This is a genomic window from Lentzea alba, assembly GCF_047445655.1.
Lineage (GTDB): Bacteria > Actinomycetota > Actinomycetes > Mycobacteriales > Pseudonocardiaceae > Lentzea > Lentzea alba_A.
In genome coordinates, this window is sequence record NZ_JAJAEG010000045.1 from 56,000 (window position 1) to 71,967 (window position 15,968).

Consider the following 15,968-nt stretch of genomic DNA (forward strand, 5'->3'; position numbering starts at 1 on the left):
CAGCCAGCAGCTCACCCCAGGTCCGGCTGTAACCCCAAACGCCAGTTGGATGGACATCAGGATCAATCATCGCGACCCGCGCCACCCGTTTTGGCTCTTCGGCCAGGCCCCCATGCCGCGTTCGAACACGGTCCGCGCCTCCTGCGACTCGCGGCCGGCCTCGGCCTCGGCGAGCGCTCCCGGCAGCGGATTCGTGTCCTTCTCCGTGACCCAGTCCTCGGGCTTCGGCCGGTCGGGCAGGGACTTCCACTTGTCGCTCATGCCTCCAGCGTGCCCTGACTGATCGGTGACTGCCCGTGTCAGCGAGATGTCAGCGCGCGACGAGATGCTCGTCCCAGCAAAACAAAAGCTTCCCTGCAAGAAAGCGGCTCCGGTGAATTCCAGGGGGCCGGATCCGTTAATACGAGAGGGTTTGATCGTGTTCAAGAGAATCACGCTTGTGGCGATGATGGGTGCGCTGATCAGCGTTTCCTTCGGCGCGGCCACGGCCAACGCGGCCACGGCCCGCAACGGTGTCTGTGAGTCCGGCGAATTCTGCCTGTACTACAACAGCGACAACGCCGGTTCGGTTTCCGACTTCAACTCGTCGGTTTCCGACTACGGTGACGAGCAGCCGAGCTGCTACGACTTCAAGGGCGCCGGCAACGGCAAGGGCCTGTGCGTGAAGAACGAGGCCGCCTCCGTCTGGAACCGCACCAGCGGCTCCGTCACGGTGTACTTCAACAGCGGCTACGCCGGTCCTCGCCAGACCATCGGCAAGGACGTCAAGGTCAACCTGAACTCGGACCTGAAGAACGAGAACGCCTCGCACCGCCTCGCTGACGCCGGCAGCCCGCCGCCGTCCGGTGGCTCCTACGGCACCCCGAACACCAACCCGCACCCGTCGGCCACGGCCCGCGCGCCGCAGGCGACGAAGCGCACGCAGTTCGTGGACGACGAGATCCGCCGCCTGACCGGTGAGACGCACTGCTGGGTGGGCGACTACCGCAGCTACGAGTCCTCGACGAGCAACCACAACACCGGTAACGCTCTCGACTGCACCATCTCGAACGCGATCGGCCAGTACCCGTCCGCGGCGCAGAAGGAGCAGGGCTGGAAGCTGGCCCGCTGGCTGCAGAAGCACGCGGCCAAGCTCGACGTCCGCTACGTGATCTGGCAGGGCAAGATCTGGAGCGTCGCCCGCGCTTCCGAGGGCTGGCGCAACTACACCGCCGGCTCCGGTGTGACCGGTGGTCACTACGACCACGTGCACGTCTCGATCCAGAACCCGCACGGCGACTGAGCCTCGCTCGGTTTAGCGCTGCTCCCAGGCCCGCCTGACTCAGCGACTCCGCTGGTCAGGCGGGCTTTCCCGCGTCTCGCAACGGAAGCAGGTTGTCCGCGGGTCCGCGAGCGCGGCGAGGTGGCGTTGGGCGTAGGTGGACTCGATCCACTCGGCGGGGTGCAGGGCTACGGCTTCGCGCCAGAGCCGTTCCGCCTCGGCGACGTGACCTCGGGCGCGGGCGACGTGCGCGAAGCCCTCCACAGCCCTGGCCTCGTGCCAGATGTAGGAGAACTGCACCGCCAGTTCTCGGGCCCGCACGAATACCTTTTCCGCGTGGTCGAGGTCCCCCGACGCGAAAGCGGTCTCGCCGAGGGCATTGAGGGCTGCGCACTCGACGCGATGCATCTTCAACCGGCGGCCTGCCGTGAGGGCTTTGCGGCCGTGTTCGAGGGAGTCCACGAAGTTGCCCAGTGCGCGGTTGGTGGTGCATAGGCCCTCCTCGGCCAGCGCTACACCGGGTTCGAAGCCGATGGTCCCGCTGTCGGCTAGTACCTCGGCGAACTCCACGGCCGCGGCGGCGTGGCGGCGCTGGGCGTGCCACACGGTGCCGATGTTCCACCTGGTCAGCAGCTTGTTGTTGGCGTCGGTCTCCAGCTGCAGCGACCGGTGCAGGTGGTCGAGGGCCTCGTCGAACCTGCCGAGCTCGCGGCACACGACGGCGAGGTTGTTGGCGATGACGCCGTGCTTCGGGTGGTCCGGGTCGTCCGCGATCAACGCGCGCGCCTCGTGCAGGTTCTGCTCCGCGTCGCGGTACCTGTCCATGTCGATGTGCATGACGCCGAGGTCGATGAGCAGCAGGCACTCGCGGTTGCGGTCGTCGAGCGTCCTGGTCAGCTTCAGCGCGCGGTCGAAGTGACCGATCGCCTCGGTCATCGCGCCGTGCTCACGGCACACCGTCGCCAGCCCACGCCAGCAGATCGACTCGGCCAGGACGTCGCCGTCCGCGTTCGCCGCCTCGGCCGCGACGGCGTAGAGGTCGCGGGACTGGCCGCCGTAGTTCTGCTGGCGCAGGTACGGCTCCAGCGCGCACACCAGCCGCCAGGCGTGACCGGGTCGGCCGTGCTCCGCGGCGAAACGGATGGCCGCGGCGAGGTTGGCGAACTCGGCGTTCAGCGCGGCCGTCGCCTCGGCGGGTGAGGCCGCCGGCCGGATCTCGTGCGGAGAGGTGCGCTCGATCAGGGGTCTGCCCTGTGCGACGGTGTAGAGCAGGCGGCACCACGTCTCGGCCGCACCGAGGTAGAAGTCGAGCAGGCGGTCCGCGGCGTCCTGCCGTTCCTGCTCGGTCTCGGTCTCGCCGAGCAGCTGCCACGCGCAGTCGCGCACCAGGTCGTGGAAGTGGAACTGCTCTGGGCTGTTCTGCTTCACCAGGTTCGCGTCGAACAGAGCATCCAGACAGGACTCTGCCTGGTCCACCGTCAGATCGGCGAGCGCCGCGGCCGAGTAGGCGTCGAACTGGCTGCCGGGATTAAGGCTCAGCAGCCGGAACACCTTGCGCTGCAACGGTGGCAGGTACCGGTGCGACAGCTTCAGCACCGCCATCACGTTGCGGTCCTCGACCTGCAGGAACCGGACCCGGTGCGCGTGGTCGCGGATGCGGCTGACCAGGTCGGCGACGGTCCAGCTGGCCCTGTCGCGCAGCCGGGCCGCGGCGATCCGGATCGCGAGCGGCAGGTAGCCGCACAGGTGCACCGCCTTCGCGACCGCCTCCGGCTCCTGGCCCGCCCGGCGCTCGCCGACCACCTTGGTGAACATGTCCACCGCTTCCTGCGGTGACAGCACGTCGAGGGACATCGGCGTCACGCCGTCGAGCGCGGAGAGCCGGCGTCTGCTGGTGACGACCACCAACGACCCCGCGCTGCCCGGCAGCAATGGCCGGACCTGGGCGGCGTCGACCGCGTTGTCCAGCAGGACGAGGCTGCGCGAACCCGCCAGCCGGGACCGCCAGAGCGCGCTGCGGGCCTCACTGCCCGGCGGCACCAGCTCCGGCAGCACACCGCTGTCGCGCAGCAGCTGGTCGAGCGCCTGTTTCGCGGTGATCGGCTCGACGCCGGCGCTGAACCCGTGCAGGTTCACGAAGTACTGGCCGTCCGGGTAGCTCTCCGCGATCCGGTGGGCGAGGTGGATGGCGAGAGTGGTCTTGCCGACGCCGCCCATGCCGTCGATCGCGGAGATCACCAACGTGGTCGGCTGCTGCCTGCCGGTTTCCTCGAGCAGCTCGGTGAGCTCGGTGGAGCGGCCGGAGAAGTCCGCGGTGTCGTGCGGCAGATAGGACTTCGACGGGCGGGTGTCTGATCGAGCGACTTCGGCGCGTTCCGGCGGCGCGGTGACGGAGCCGTTGAGGATCGACAGGTGCAGTTCGCGCAGCGCGGCGCCGGGGTCGATGCCGAGCTCGTCGGCCAGCACCTTCCTGCCCTCCTCGTAGACCGCGAGGGCGTCGGCCTGCCTGCCGCTGAGGTAGAGCGCCTGCATGAGGCTGCCACGCAATGGCTCGCGGACCGGGTGCTGCGCGACGAGCTGGGTCAGTTCGCTGACGAGCGAGGCGTGTTCGCCGGCGCGCAGCCGCAGTGAGACGAGCTGTTCGAGCGCGGTCAGCCTGCTCTCGGTCAGGCTCGCGGCGGTGGCGTCGATCGCACTGCCGCTCAGGCCGCTCAACGCCGCACCACGCCAAAGCTCCAGCGCGGCACGGAGAAGCTCGATCGCGCGCGGAACGTCCTCGCGCGCCTCGGCGTCCGCGGCGGTGCGGGTCAGGTCCTGGAAGCGGTGGAGGTCGATCGACTCTTCCGCGGCTTCCAGCCGGTAGCCGGCGTCGGTCCGGGCGATCCGGACTTGCTCGGAACCCGCCAGCGCGCGGCGCAGCGCGGCGATGGCGTTGTGGATCTGCTGCCGCACCGACTGCGGAGGGTTCTCCCAGAGCTCGCCGACCAGCTGGTCGAGCGGCACGACGCGGTTCGCGTTCAAGGCCAGTAGTGCGAGGAGCGTGCGCTGGCGCGCGCCAGCCAGGGGGACCGGGCGTCCTGACACGACGAGTTCGAGCGGTCCCAGTAGGCGAACCTCCAGTATCACCCACTCAGGATACTGACTCGGTGTGATGTTGATAAGACTGCCAGTAGTCGCTGAGTGCATGGCTGCGTGCACGAACTCGTGGAGGCTGCTTGCGGCCTCAGGTGCCCGCGCTGGGGGTGCGGGTATCTGAGAACTCACATCGCCCTGGTCAACCCCCTGACTCGCTGACTCCCTCTGACAGCGGAATAGGGCGAGGTGTCCTGGGCCGCGCGAGGCTGGGGGGTTAGCGCGGCCCACCGTCGAGGGGCACCGCTCCCCCATGAACCGCTCCCCGGAAGTTGGACTGGGAATCCAGTTCCGATTCTCCGGGGAGCGGTTTGGTGCATCCAGGAAGTTCGTTGTCTGAGGGGCAGCGGGAGACCGCTGTGGGGTTGTTCGAGGCCGGGTGTGGCGACCGCTCGGTCGCGACCCTGCTGGGGGTGTCGCGGACCGCGGTGCGACGCTTGCGTGATCGTTGGAAGCTGCGGAGCGCGGGAGCGTTGGTGAGCAAGCCGGGCAAGCGGTCGTTCACGTTCGAGTTCAAGCTCGAGGTCGTGCGCCGATTCGTCGCGGGTGAGGCGACGGCGATCGAGCTGGCCCGTGAGCATGATCTGTCCTCGCCCAAGCTGGTGGAGAACTGGGCCGCGTTGTATCGGCGTGAGGGCGAGGACGCGTTGCGGCCCAAGCGGAAAGGACGTCCGGCCAAGCCCGTCGACACCTCGGGGTTCAGTGAGCTGGATCGCCTGCGGCAGGAGAACCTGGAGTTGTCGGCGAAGGTGGCGTTCCTGGAAAAACTGCGGGCCTTGAAGGAGCAGGGGCGAGAGTGAAGACCCAGGTCATCGCCACCCTCAAGGCTGACTATCCGCTGCCGGTACTGCTGGCGGCCGCCGGGCTGGCCCGCTCGACGTTTTACTACCACCAGGCCAGGCTGACCCGGCCCGACCCGCACGCCGAGCTCAAGACCGCGATCATCGAGGCATTCGAGCAGGCCCGCGGCCGCTACGGGCATCGGGGCGTGCACACCGTGCTGGCCCGCCAAGGCCGGCAGGTGGCCAAGAAAACCGTGCTGAAACTGATGAACACCCTCGGCCTGGTCTGCAAAGTCCGGCGGCCACGCCGGTATCGGTCCTGGCTCGGGCAGACCGGCACGGTCGCCGAGAACGTGCTCAACCGCCAGTTCAGCGCGTCCGCTCCGGACACGAAATGGGTCACCGACGTGACCGAGTTCCGGATCGGCGACCGCAAGGTCTACCTGTCACCGGTGATCGACTTGTTCGACCGATCCGTGATCGCCTACAGCTGCGGCCCGTCTGCGACGCTGGAGCTGACGAACTCCTCGCTACGCGAAGCCATCGCCACCCTGCCCGCCGGAGCCGCACCGCTGGTGTACTCCGATCAGGGTTTCCAGTACCAGCACGTCTCCTGGCGCACCCTGCTCCAGGACGCGGGCCTGACCCAGTCGATGTCGAGGCGAGCCAACTGCCTGGACAACTCCATCGCCGAGAACTTCTTCGGTCACCTCAAGGAAGAACTGTTCCACCACAACAGGTTCGACACCGTCGCCGAGTTCACCGAAGCCCTCGACGACTACATCGACTGGTACAACACGACCCGCATCTCGACCACGCTCAAGGGCCTGAGCCCGGTCGAATACCGAGCCCAGGCCCTCGCGGCCTAACCTTCAGTTAGCCAGTCCAACTTCCGGGGAGCGGTTCACCCAGTAGTGGCGCCCCTCGATCTACTACTTCGCGGCCGGCTGGCGGCGCACCATCTCGTTGATCCAGATGGGCGCGAACGGCGACGTGCAACCCGGTGGCGTCGGGTAGTCCTTCAGGACTTCCAGGCGCTCGCCGATGTCGATCGCGCGGGCGCGGTGCTCGGGGTGCTCGATGCCGATCTGCGCCAGGCAGTGGTTCATCGCCCACTGCAGCCGTTCGGGGGCGCCCTTCATCTCCGCTTCGACCGTGTCGAGCAGAGCCGGGAGATCGAGGCCTTCCGGCTTCTTGACGACGCGTTCGCTCGTGAGGGCCCAGCCCGCGCTCGCGACCACCGGGTCCGGGTCGGCGAACCACGTCTCGCGCAGCTCTTCGGCGTGCGGGCTCTTCTTCACCACGTAGTTCACGAGCCAGTCGTGGACCTTGGGGCGGCGGGCCTCACGCAGCATCGTGTCGAGTTGGTCGCGGGTGAACGCCTTGGGGCGGCAGATGAGCAGGGCCAGGAGCCGCGCCGCGGTGTCGCCGGTGGCCCACAGCTCCAGCGCGAGGTCCTGCTGGGTCTTGAGGCGTTTCGCGACGGCGCGGAGCTTGCTGAGGTTCACGCCGTGGTCGTCGCCGCGCTTCTCGTTGACCGCGCGTGCTTTCGGGTCCTCCAGCGCGGCCAGTTCGGCCATCACCTCGGTCACCGCCATGTGAGGCCTCCCGTCGTTGCTGACGGAACGCAGCCTACGAGCCGGAACGCGAAAAGGCGGGTTGTGCCCCCGCCGCCAGGGGCACAACCCGCCTCACGTGGATCGGTCAGCCGACCCGGAACTCCTGGGCGCGGTAGTTGCCGCACCAGTTCTGGTGCAGGTGCGCCTTGTTGTTGAGGCCGCGGCCGGCGATCTCCAGGCACTGGCCGCTGTGGCGGGCGCGCAGCTTGAAGTAGCCGCTCGTGCTGGCCGGTTCTACGAGGAACTGCTGATTGAACTTGGTGGCGCTGCAGGTGTACTGCGTCGCGTCGGCGGTCGCGTCCTGGCTCGCGTCCCAGACGTCGATGCACTTGCCGCTGTGCGCGGCCTTGATCCGGACGGCGCTGCTGCCGTCACCCACCTGCTCCAACGTCCACAGCTGGTGCTGCTTCGAGGGGTCGCAGCTGTACTGGGCGATCGCCGCCTTGTTGTCCCGGCTGGCGTCCGCGACGTCGAGGCACTTGAGGCTGTGCGCGACGGTGATGACGTCGTAGGTGACCGCGCTGGTGCCAATGGCGGACGCGGGCGCTGCGCCACCGAGCGCGATCGCGGCGGCGGACAGCGCAATCGCGGTCGCCGCGCGGCGAAGGATCGATCGGGCCTGGGGAGTCCGGGTAGACAATGTGCCCTCCGTGGTCTGACGACCGGGTCCCTGCGACCGGTCTGTCGTGGACCAAGGTGACCGCCAGGTCTTCGGCGGGGATTCGGTAGTTGTGTGATCAGCAGGTCAGCGGGTCTTTTGCTTGCTCCTGAAGGAGTGCGGTGGTGGAGTTCGGACTGCTCGGCGATGTCGAGGTCCGTGTGGACGGCCAGGTCGTGGACATCGGTCACGCGCGGCAGCGGTGCGTGCTGACGGCGTTGCTGGTGGACGTGAACCGGCTGGTGCCGGTCGACGTGCTGGTGGATCGTGTTTGGGGAGACCAAATTCCGCACCGCGCGCGCAACGCGGTGGCCGGATATGTCTCGCGGTTGCGCCAGGTTCTCGTGGACGACGTTCGCATCACCGGGCGGCAAGGCGGTTATGTGCTGACCGCGGATCCGATGTCGGTGGATCTGCACCGCTTCGACCACCTCGTCGCACGGGCCCGTCTCGAACCGGACAGAGCCGTTGCATTGCTTGCGGAAGCACTGAAGTTGTGGAGGGGCGAACCTTTCTCCACTTTGGACACACCGTGGCTGGCGAACGTGCGGTGCGCGGCGGAAGCGCGAAGACAGGCGGCGTTGCTCGACCGCAACGACCTTATGCTGGAGCAGGGCGCGCACACCGAGCTGCTGGCCGAGCTGGAGACGACCGCGGCGGCGTTCCCGTTGGACGAACGACTGGCCGGGCAGCTGATGCTGGCGCTGTACCGGTCCGGGCGGCAGGCGGACGCGTTGCTGCGCTACGAACAGGTCCGGTTGCGGCTGGCCGACGACCTCGGCGCGGATCCCGGACCGGCGTTGCGGTTGCTGCACAAGCAGATCCTCACCGCGGACGACGCGCTGACGGTCGCCGCCGCGCCGATCGAGCGGCTGGTGCCGCGGCAGCTGCCGGCACCGCCGCGGTCGTTCGCCGGGCGTGCCCGCGAGCTGGAGGTGCTGGACGCGGTCGCGGTCAGCCCCGTGGTGGTGTCCGGGACGGCGGGGGTCGGCAAGACCGCGCTGGCGGTGCACTGGGCACATCGGGCCGCGGCACGGTTCCCGCACGGGCAGCTGTACGTCAACCTCCGCGGCTTCGACCCCAGCGGCGCGGTGATGGCGCCCGGCGAGGCGATCCGGGCGTTCCTCGACGCGCTCGGCATCGACCCGCAACGCATCCCGGCGAGCCTGGACGCGCAGGCCTGCCTGTACCGCAGCGTGCTCGCGGACAAACGCGTGCTCATCGTGCTGGACAACGCCAGGGACGCCGATCAGGTCAGGCCGTTGCTGCCCGGCAGTCCGGGCTGCCAGGTCGTGGTCACGAGCCGCAACCGGCTGGCGGGTCTGGTCGCCACCGAAGGCGCACATCCATTGGCGTTGGGTCTTCTGTCCACAGTGGAGGCACGTGGGCTGCTCGCTGACCGCCTCGGGGCGGACCGGCTGAGACCCGGCGCCTCCGCGGAGATCATCACGCGGTGTGCGGGGCTGCCGTTGGCGTTGACGATCGTCGCGGCCCGCATCGCGTGCTCGAGCTTCCCCCTGGAGGCGATCGCCGCGGAGCTGCGCGAGGGCCTCGACCCCTTCGACGGCGGCGACTCGGCGACCGACGTGCGCGCCGTGTTCTCCTGGTCGTACCAGGCGTTGTGTCCCGCGGCCGCCCGGCTGTTCCGGTTGCTCGGCTTGCATCCCGGTCCGGACGTGTCGGTGACGGCCGCGGCCGCTCTCGCCGGGACCACGCCGAGCGCGCTCCGGCCGTGGCTCGCGGAACTGACCCGCGCGCACCTGCTCACCGAACACCTCCCCGGCCGGTTCGTCTTCCACGACCTGCTACGCGTGTACGCCACCGAACAGGCACACCACCACGACACCGACGACGAACGGCACGCCGCCACCGTCCGGTTGTTCGACCACTACGTGCACACCGCCTACCTCGCGACCCGGTTGCTGAGCCCGACCCGTGACGTGATCACCCCGCCGCGACCGGGATCCGGTGTGCAGCCGGAGAAGCTCGGGGACTTCACCGAGGCCCTGGACTGGTTCACCGCCGAGCACCACGTCCTGCTCGCCGCCGTCGAGCACGCCGCTCACACCGGTCTCGACGTCCACACCCGGCACCTGGCCTGGGCGCTGGCCGAGTTCCTCGAACGGCGCGGGCACTGGTCCGACCTCGTCGCCGTGGGGCACGCCGCGCTGGCCTCGGCCGTGCGGCTGGAAGACGCGTTGGCGCAGAGCCACGCCCACCGCTACCTCGCCCGTGCCGCCACCCAACTGGACCGCCTCGACGACGCGGAGATGCACCTCCAGCGCGGTCTCGACGTGGCGCTGGAACCGGCCGGCCAGGCCAGGGCCCACCGCGAGCTGGCGTACGTGTGCGAACGGCAGGGCCACCACGGCCAGGCGCTGCACCACGCCCGGCAGGCCATGGAGCTGTACGGGACGGCCGGTCATCGGCGCGGTCAGGCCGGTGCGCTCAGCGCGGTCGGCTGGTACCAGGCCCTGCTCGGTGATCTGGAGCAGGCGCTCACGTCGTGTCAGGCGGCGCTGGCGTTGCTGGAGAAGCTCGACGACCTCGACGGGCAGGCCTCGACGTGGGACAGCCTCGGGTACATCCACCTGCACCGCGGTCATCACGCCGACGCGATCGCCTGCTACCAGCGTTCTCTTGAGATGTTCCGGACGCTGGGCGACCGGTACTGGACGGCGGACGTGCTCGTGCACCTCGGCGACAGCCACCTCGCGAGTGACGACGGGGTGGCCGCGCGGGTGGCTTGGCAGGAGGCGCTGGGGATTCTCGAGGACCTCGACCACCCGGACGCCGACGTGGTCCGGGTCAAGCTGAGTCCTCCGTGGCCGAGTGAGCAGCGTATGCGGCCGAATTGTCCGCCATGCGGCGAAGATCGACCGCCTTCGCGGTCTTCCGCGGTCCACACGAAGATGATCATGAATCCTGAAAGCGGACGTGGGTCGTAGTGTCCGCCTTGCTTGCAGGCGGAAGCGCGCAGCAGTCGATGATCTTCACCGACCCGACGGGCAACGCAGATCCCCTCGAGGCCACGTTCTCACTCGGACGCTCACCACAACTCTCTCAAGTCGATCGACTGCCCACGCAGGCGAGAGGCAACGACCGTGCTTCAGCCGGAGGTCAGGAGAGTCTTCAGCGAAGAGACTTCACTGTTCACCCAAGATCATCGTACGAACGGTCGTGTAACCAGGTGGCGGTTGGCATTGATCACGTGAGTGTTGCCCGCACCTGTGCCGGTGTACACCCGTTCCAGACCCGACGGTCGACCAGCAGCAATACGTCATCTCGACCTTCATGGCCGACCGAATCCGTACCCTCCGTGCCGAGTGAGGACCGCGGTGCCGCGCTGGTAGCCCCAGCGCAACGGGGTGGATGCTGCTTCAGTTCGGTAAAGCCTGCGACTGCGCTCGTTGCCTCGTGGACGGCTACGACGACGTGCCGCTCGATTCCTTCCCGCCTCGCTGCTCCTTCGCTGTGCGCACGCGTTCGACTTCACTCTAGATTCTGACGGCCTGCATCTCCGCGCTGGTCAATTCTGGAACGATCAGTACGAGTGTGACCGTCGCGCCGGCGATGTGGAAGCCCAACGCCGTCGCCATTGATCTCCCACGCCGCCGTTTGGTGACCTGCCCAGACCTCCACTCGTACACGCACGCGCGCACGTAGCTCGGGGAGCAACGACCACAACACAGCTGTGCCCTCGCCCTGGCGTCGGAAGCGCGGATGCACGGTGAGCTCTGTCGATTCGAGTCGCTATTTTTCTCCATAGGGACGTTGACTGTCGCAACCCCGACAACTTTGCAATCCTGGTACGCCATCCGGCGGATTGGCGGCCTCTCGGCCAGCGAAGGGCGTTTCAGCCTGCCGACCAGCTTCTCGTACTCAAACCGGGGGCCGCCTGGTTGGTCTAACGACAGGCTCTATCTGCCTCAAACAGTCGGATGTCTATCCCGGCGGTTGAGCACTGCATCCGAATTTCGAGCGACTAATGAGCGATAGGCCGACGTAATTAATTCAGGCGCAGGACACCAAGGGCTCGCGGTCGCCGGTCGGGTGATATCTGAATAGTTGCGCTCCGAGTAGTCCGCGAGTATCGGGCGAGTAGTGTAGATCGCTAGCTTGACGGTGCTCCAGGCTTCGCTGCCGTCAATCCGTTGGAGGGTTCTTGTGGGTGGAAAGATTGCTAGTCTCTTCGTTGCTGCACTGTGTGGACTTGGCGCAATGGTGACTGCACCCGTGGCCGTTGCCAGTCCTGGTGAGGCTGCTGATCCCTGTGGGTTCTACCGAAGTGGTGGCCACGGTTGGTATCGGCACTGCCCAGGTGAACCGTACACCATTTCGATCACAATCTACTTCGCGCCGCCGGGAGGAAGTTATTACCTCGACGACTGTGTGCGGCCTCACGAGAACAAGGACCTTGGCTTCTACGCTCTTAATGCGTGGTACAACGGCAAGTCGTGTTGATCGCTGGAGGCGCAGTTGTCGATCGGAGGGTGATGGCACCGGGCGAGTTCGTGCCCACCTTGCGGCAGAAGGAGGTGCTGTCGCTGCTGGTCGAGGGGTTCAGCGACGGCGAGATCGCAGCCGCGCTCTGGATATCTGCGCGAACGGTTCGGCATCACATCGCTGAGTTGCGCATTCTTCTCGGTGCGCGCAACAGGACGCATCTAGTTTCGCGTGCGTACGTCCTTGGCGTCTTGGCATAGTCAACGAGGAGACTGTCACTTCTGACAGTGGTCTACCGGCCGGTTTATTGCGAAAGTTGAAGTGTTCGCGCAGATGGTGCGGATCTTCGTGAGTGAGGAGAAGAGATGTTCGGTCACAAGGCAGCTATCGCGGTTCGCCCGGCCCTCCTGCAGAGCGCCACTTGCAACCTGGTGAACGCTTTCCCGACGCAGAAGGTCGAGCGTGAGGCTCGTCCGCAGGTTTCCAAGTAGGGTTCTGCTGATGCGCACCGGGTGTGGGGCTTCGTCGCCACACCCGGTGTGGGGGAGATACGGATATGTCAGATCTGTTGTTCCGGACTGATCCAGGCCTTCACGTCCTTTTCGATGACGCCGAGGGTGCGGTCAAGCTGTCCCTGATCCGGCGGACCGGCGAGCCGCCGATCATTGTGGATGACGTGCGCCTGCCGTGGTCGCTGAGCGCGATCGCCGATAGACGGGTAACGAAGACGGAAGCGATTGCTGCCTGGTCGGTGGAGCCAGAGGTGGCTGCTGTCGCCGAGGAACTATGGACCTTTCTGGTCGAGCATGAGTTGGTGACTCCAGTGCTCGACTCGAAGGAATTGCCTGTTCCGGCCTACCATGTGGCGACTCGTGACCACCCTTTCCTGGACATGAGCCGTAGGCATGAGTCGGTTGTCGACGACAACTCGATGATGCAGATCTACTTGCACGATGACGCATTTAAGTACCCAGGCGTCTACCTGGACCTCGGTGCGGAGCTGGCGTACTCACTGGAGGACGCGCGTGACCTGGGCGTGGAGCACCTCTGGGCGCAGCCCGATCATCACTACGCGTTCCTCTTCTCCGGCACCTTCGGCAAGCGCCGCCATCTCGCACCGTACTACGATCCGACGTACAACTACATGCAGGTGGAACTGATCTACAAGAGTGTTCCATCCGGTGGGTCCAAGCATCCGACGGAAGCGTTCCTGGTCGTGCTTGATTCCGCTGTGGTAGAACCTGGTGTATACCATTTCGACGTGTGCAGGAACGGGTTGGCGAAACTGGACGTCGAGATTCCTGGCGCGATTCAAGAACTCGCTGATCGAGAGCAGTGGCGTGGGTATAAAGACACGGTACTGGTGCTCTACCACTCGGTCGTCGAGCGGGCGATGTGGCGCTATCGCGATGCGCGGAGCTTCAGGGCTCTGTTCGTAGACATCGGGCATGCGGAGGGGCACCTGTCAGCGCTTGCGTCATTCGCCGGCTGGTCCTACCGTAGCGTTCCCCTGACAGCGCCAATGGCCGAACTGGCCCGCAGCCTTCCCGTGAACCCTGAAGATTGTCCGTTGTTGTGGGCTGGAGTGGTTAGTCGATGACGGATCAGAACATCAGGCTGGGCAGTGTTCGCGGTGGCACAGCCAAACTGGACCAATGGCGAGGGCTGGGCGAGGAAGGTTCCGGTCAATGGCGGCGATATGGCTGGGAGTTGGCCAGACACTTCCTCGCCGCCCTGCAGGAACATGACTCGCGGCAGACCACCGCAGTCGACCATGGCGCTGTTCAGTGGTGCAACGGGGGGCACCTTCAACACCCGGAAGACATCAGCACCGTGCATCAGAGGCGCAGTCAGGTCTTCGCTGCTCCTCAGCCCATTACCGCGACGCAACACCGATACCTGGTGTCGACGTTGCTAAAGGCCAACGCGAGGCACGACTGGTTGCTCGTCGGTGAAATTGTCCAGCTCGTCGAGGGAATTGCGCCGGGAAGCTACCTGTGGCAGCGTGATCCTCAGCATTTCGACATGCGGCGAAACGACGATCTGGCGCGCGAGGTCAGGCAAGCGGCCCAGGGGCAGGGCTTTGTCACTGGCGGCGGCTGCGTTTTCTTCCTCGGTGTCGATTGGAACAGGCTGGCTGCACTCGGAGGTACTCCGGAGCAGCATTACAGGGATGCACTTGTGACCATCGGTGGGGTAGGGCAGGCCTTGGTCCTCTCTGCGCTCATGGCAGGATTGGGTAGCAGGATGACGCCGGCTGTGCACGAGTCTACTGCGGCAGCGTTGTTCGCACTTCCCGGCCACTGTGAGATGCTCTATTTGATCAAGATCGGCCCAGTGCCGAAATGACGACTGCGGACTCGGTGGGGCAGGAAAGCCTGCTGCACAATCAGGACTACCTGCGCTACTGGTTCGCGAGGGCGGTTTCGACGCTTGGATCACAGGCGACGTACGTGGCATTCCCGCTGATGGCGTTGGGCACTTTTCAGAGCGCTCTCGCCGCATCGCTCGTCACAGCCTGCAGCTACGGCTCAACGTTGGTGGTCGGCTTACATGCCGGTGTCCTCGCCGACCAATTTGATCGCAAATGGCTGATGGTGAGCGTAGAGGTTTTGCAGGCCATGGCGATGCTCGCCATGGCTACGATGCTACTCACCGGATGGGTGCCCCTTGCAGGGGCGTGCGCGGTCGCCTTTGTCAACGGCGCTCTCTTCGCGGTGTACGCGTCATGTTCAAACGCTGCATTGCCTGACTTGGTCGGACCCGACCTGTTGCCTCGCGCGATCGCCCGCAACCAGATGCGGGATTTCGCCCTGGCGGTGGCCGGTCCGCCGCTAGGTGGTCTGCTGATCGTCTGGTCGATCGAGGCACCGTTTCTCTTCAACGTGGGCACGCTGCTGCTCGCGGCAGTGCTGACCGCGACTATCCGCCGCCCTCTCCCGTCGGGTCGTGCGGCTGTACGGGGACGTGCGTCGCTCGCAGGTGTGCGGCTTGTGCTTCGTGATCGAGTGCTCCGTTGGGCGACGTTGTTCCTCGCAGGGCAGAGCGTGGTGCTCACCTCCTCGTTCTTCGCTGTCGTAGCGTTGCTCGCGAACCGTTCGAGCGCGGTGACAATGGGGGTCGCGCTTGCCTGCCAGGCCGGTGGCGGACTGCTGGGATCGCTCGCCGCCACCCGAATTCATGCGCGTGTTGGGGGAACTCAGCTGTTACTGGCGCAGGGATTCTCCTGGACTGCCGGACTTGGGCTGCTCGCGGTAACTGTGAATCCCGTGGTCGTCTGCGTTGTCCTCGGGTTCATGTGGCTCACTGTGCCCGCGACCAGAATCGCCTTCCAGACGCACCTGACGGTTGTTACGCCGCCAGGTGTTCGCGGTCGGGTGCAGAGCGTGGTGTTCCTGGTCCAGTCAACGGGAACCGCCATTGGCCCGCTGCTGGCCGGTGTGGTCATCAGCGCTACCTCGGACATCTCAACTCTTCTCGTGACCTGCCTCATCAGCGGTATGGTCACCGTTTCCTGCGTGCTGCTGCCGAATTTCAGGGCACGGCTCACGTGGAGGAGAAACCTTGATGAGTGACTATCGGCGAACGTCACCTACAGCAGCCCGAGAGGTGTTGCGCGCACGACTGGAGGACGACGGGTATCTGTGTCTTCCTGGCTTGATGACCCCAGAGGACGTGATTGAGGTCCGGGAACGCTGCTATCGCCGAGCTGAGCGAGCTGGCTGGGCAGACGCGCGGGACGCTGATCGCCTGATCGCGGATCCAGGCTTCCTCAGCCGGGTGAACGTGGAGGACTACTACGCTGTCTTCCATAGAATGACCAGCGACGAGCGGTTGCACCGCCTTGCTCACCACCCGCGGCTGTTGGCTCTCATCGGCGACCTGCTCGACGTCCCCTCCGGCCAGGTGCTGGTTGCTCCACTCAAGGTCCTCCGTTGGACGTGGCCTGAGCTACCCACCCGCAACGCAGGCCCTCACCAAGACTTTCCCGAGCTGCAAGGGTCTCTCCGTCAGCTGACTGTGTGGAGGGTGTGTCAAACGAGCGGTGTAACTCGGGTTGAAGGAACTAC

Annotated in this window: 13 protein-coding genes; 9 read left to right on the forward strand and 4 right to left on the reverse strand. The window is 66.2% G+C overall.

Annotated elements, in window-relative coordinates:
• Positions 1–66: 66 nt before the first annotated feature.
• A complete protein-coding gene (locus LFM09_RS45130) occupies positions 67–261 on the reverse strand; it encodes a hypothetical protein (RefSeq protein ID WP_414102791.1) in 195 nt (64 codons plus the stop codon).
• Positions 262–418: 157 nt separating this feature from the next.
• On the opposite strand from LFM09_RS45130, the gene LFM09_RS45135 reads away from it, so the two are divergent.
• Complete coding sequence (locus LFM09_RS45135; protein WP_414102792.1) at positions 419–1,282, forward strand: peptidase inhibitor family I36 protein; 864 nt, start codon at positions 419–421, stop codon at positions 1,280–1,282.
• A 39-nt stretch (positions 1,283–1,321) separates the two neighbouring features.
• On the opposite strand, the gene LFM09_RS45140 is transcribed toward LFM09_RS45135, so the two are convergent.
• Positions 1,322–4,648, reverse strand: coding sequence for a BTAD domain-containing putative transcriptional regulator (locus tag LFM09_RS45140; protein ID WP_414102793.1), 3,327 nt, complete (start codon positions 4,646–4,648; stop codon positions 1,322–1,324).
• Between the two features lie 77 nt (positions 4,649–4,725).
• On the opposite strand from LFM09_RS45140, the gene LFM09_RS45145 reads away from it, so the two are divergent.
• Positions 4,726–5,193 carry a helix-turn-helix domain-containing protein gene (locus LFM09_RS45145; protein ID WP_414102794.1) on the forward strand — a complete coding sequence of 156 codons (468 nt, stop codon included), beginning with the start codon at positions 4,726–4,728 and terminating at the stop codon, positions 5,191–5,193.
• Entirely contained in the window at positions 5,190–6,044 is an 855-nt protein-coding gene (locus LFM09_RS45150; protein ID WP_414102795.1) for an IS3 family transposase, read from the forward strand. The genes LFM09_RS45145 and LFM09_RS45150 overlap by 4 nt, the downstream gene beginning before the upstream one ends.
• Positions 6,045–6,107: 63 nt before the next feature.
• Here the strand turns inward: LFM09_RS45150 and LFM09_RS45155 are convergent, their stop codons facing one another.
• Entirely contained in the window at positions 6,108–6,773 is a 666-nt protein-coding gene (locus LFM09_RS45155) for a DNA alkylation repair protein (RefSeq protein WP_414102796.1), read from the reverse strand.
• A 106-nt stretch (positions 6,774–6,879) separates the two neighbouring features.
• The gene (locus LFM09_RS45160; RefSeq protein ID WP_414102797.1) at positions 6,880–7,434 is read right to left on the reverse strand and encodes an RICIN domain-containing protein; all 555 of its coding nucleotides are present in this window, start codon (positions 7,432–7,434) and stop codon (positions 6,880–6,882) included.
• Between the two features lie 143 nt (positions 7,435–7,577).
• Here LFM09_RS45160 and LFM09_RS45165 point away from each other — a divergent pair, with 143 nt between their 5' ends.
• The 6 genes from LFM09_RS45165 (at position 7,578) to LFM09_RS45190 (ending at position 15,473) form a co-directional block, all read left to right on the forward strand.
• Positions 7,578–10,400, forward strand: coding sequence for a BTAD domain-containing putative transcriptional regulator (locus tag LFM09_RS45165; RefSeq protein WP_414102798.1), 2,823 nt, complete (start codon positions 7,578–7,580; stop codon positions 10,398–10,400).
• A 1,273-nt stretch (positions 10,401–11,673) separates the two neighbouring features.
• Positions 11,674–11,916, forward strand: coding sequence for a DUF6355 family natural product biosynthesis protein (locus LFM09_RS45170; RefSeq protein ID WP_414102807.1), 243 nt, complete (start codon positions 11,674–11,676; stop codon positions 11,914–11,916).
• A 32-nt stretch (positions 11,917–11,948) separates the two neighbouring features.
• Positions 11,949–12,158, forward strand: coding sequence for a helix-turn-helix domain-containing protein (locus tag LFM09_RS45175; RefSeq protein WP_414102808.1), 210 nt, complete (start codon positions 11,949–11,951; stop codon positions 12,156–12,158).
• 296 nt (positions 12,159–12,454) lie between these two features.
• Entirely contained in the window at positions 12,455–13,498 is a 1,044-nt protein-coding gene (locus LFM09_RS45180) for a hypothetical protein (RefSeq protein ID WP_414102799.1), read from the forward strand.
• On the forward strand, positions 13,495–14,247 hold the full coding sequence (locus LFM09_RS45185) for a hypothetical protein (protein WP_414102800.1): 753 nt from the start codon (positions 13,495–13,497) through the stop codon (positions 14,245–14,247). Before LFM09_RS45180 ends, LFM09_RS45185 begins: the two co-directional genes overlap by 4 nt.
• Entirely contained in the window at positions 14,244–15,473 is a 1,230-nt protein-coding gene (locus tag LFM09_RS45190) for an MFS transporter (RefSeq protein ID WP_414102801.1), read from the forward strand. Before LFM09_RS45185 ends, LFM09_RS45190 begins: the two co-directional genes overlap by 4 nt.
• Positions 15,474–15,968 lie beyond the last annotated feature (495 nt).

Coding starts and splice junctions, on each gene's coding strand:
- LFM09_RS45155 (WP_414102796.1), bottom strand. CDS start 6,773: ATGGCGGTGACCGAGGTGATGGCCGAACTGGCCGCGCTGGAGGACCCG.
- LFM09_RS45140 (WP_414102793.1), bottom strand. CDS start 4,648: ATGGGGGAGCGGTGCCCCTCGACGGTGGGCCGCGCTAACCCCCCAGCC.
- LFM09_RS45190 (WP_414102801.1), top strand. CDS start 14,244: ATGACGACTGCGGACTCGGTGGGGCAGGAAAGCCTGCTGCACAATCAG.
- LFM09_RS45185 (WP_414102800.1), top strand. CDS start 13,495: ATGACGGATCAGAACATCAGGCTGGGCAGTGTTCGCGGTGGCACAGCC.
- LFM09_RS45170 (WP_414102807.1), top strand. CDS start 11,674: ATGGTGACTGCACCCGTGGCCGTTGCCAGTCCTGGTGAGGCTGCTGAT.
- LFM09_RS45130 (WP_414102791.1), bottom strand. CDS start 261: ATGAGCGACAAGTGGAAGTCCCTGCCCGACCGGCCGAAGCCCGAGGAC.
- LFM09_RS45175 (WP_414102808.1), top strand. CDS start 11,949: ATGGCACCGGGCGAGTTCGTGCCCACCTTGCGGCAGAAGGAGGTGCTG.
- LFM09_RS45180 (WP_414102799.1), top strand. CDS start 12,455: ATGTCAGATCTGTTGTTCCGGACTGATCCAGGCCTTCACGTCCTTTTC.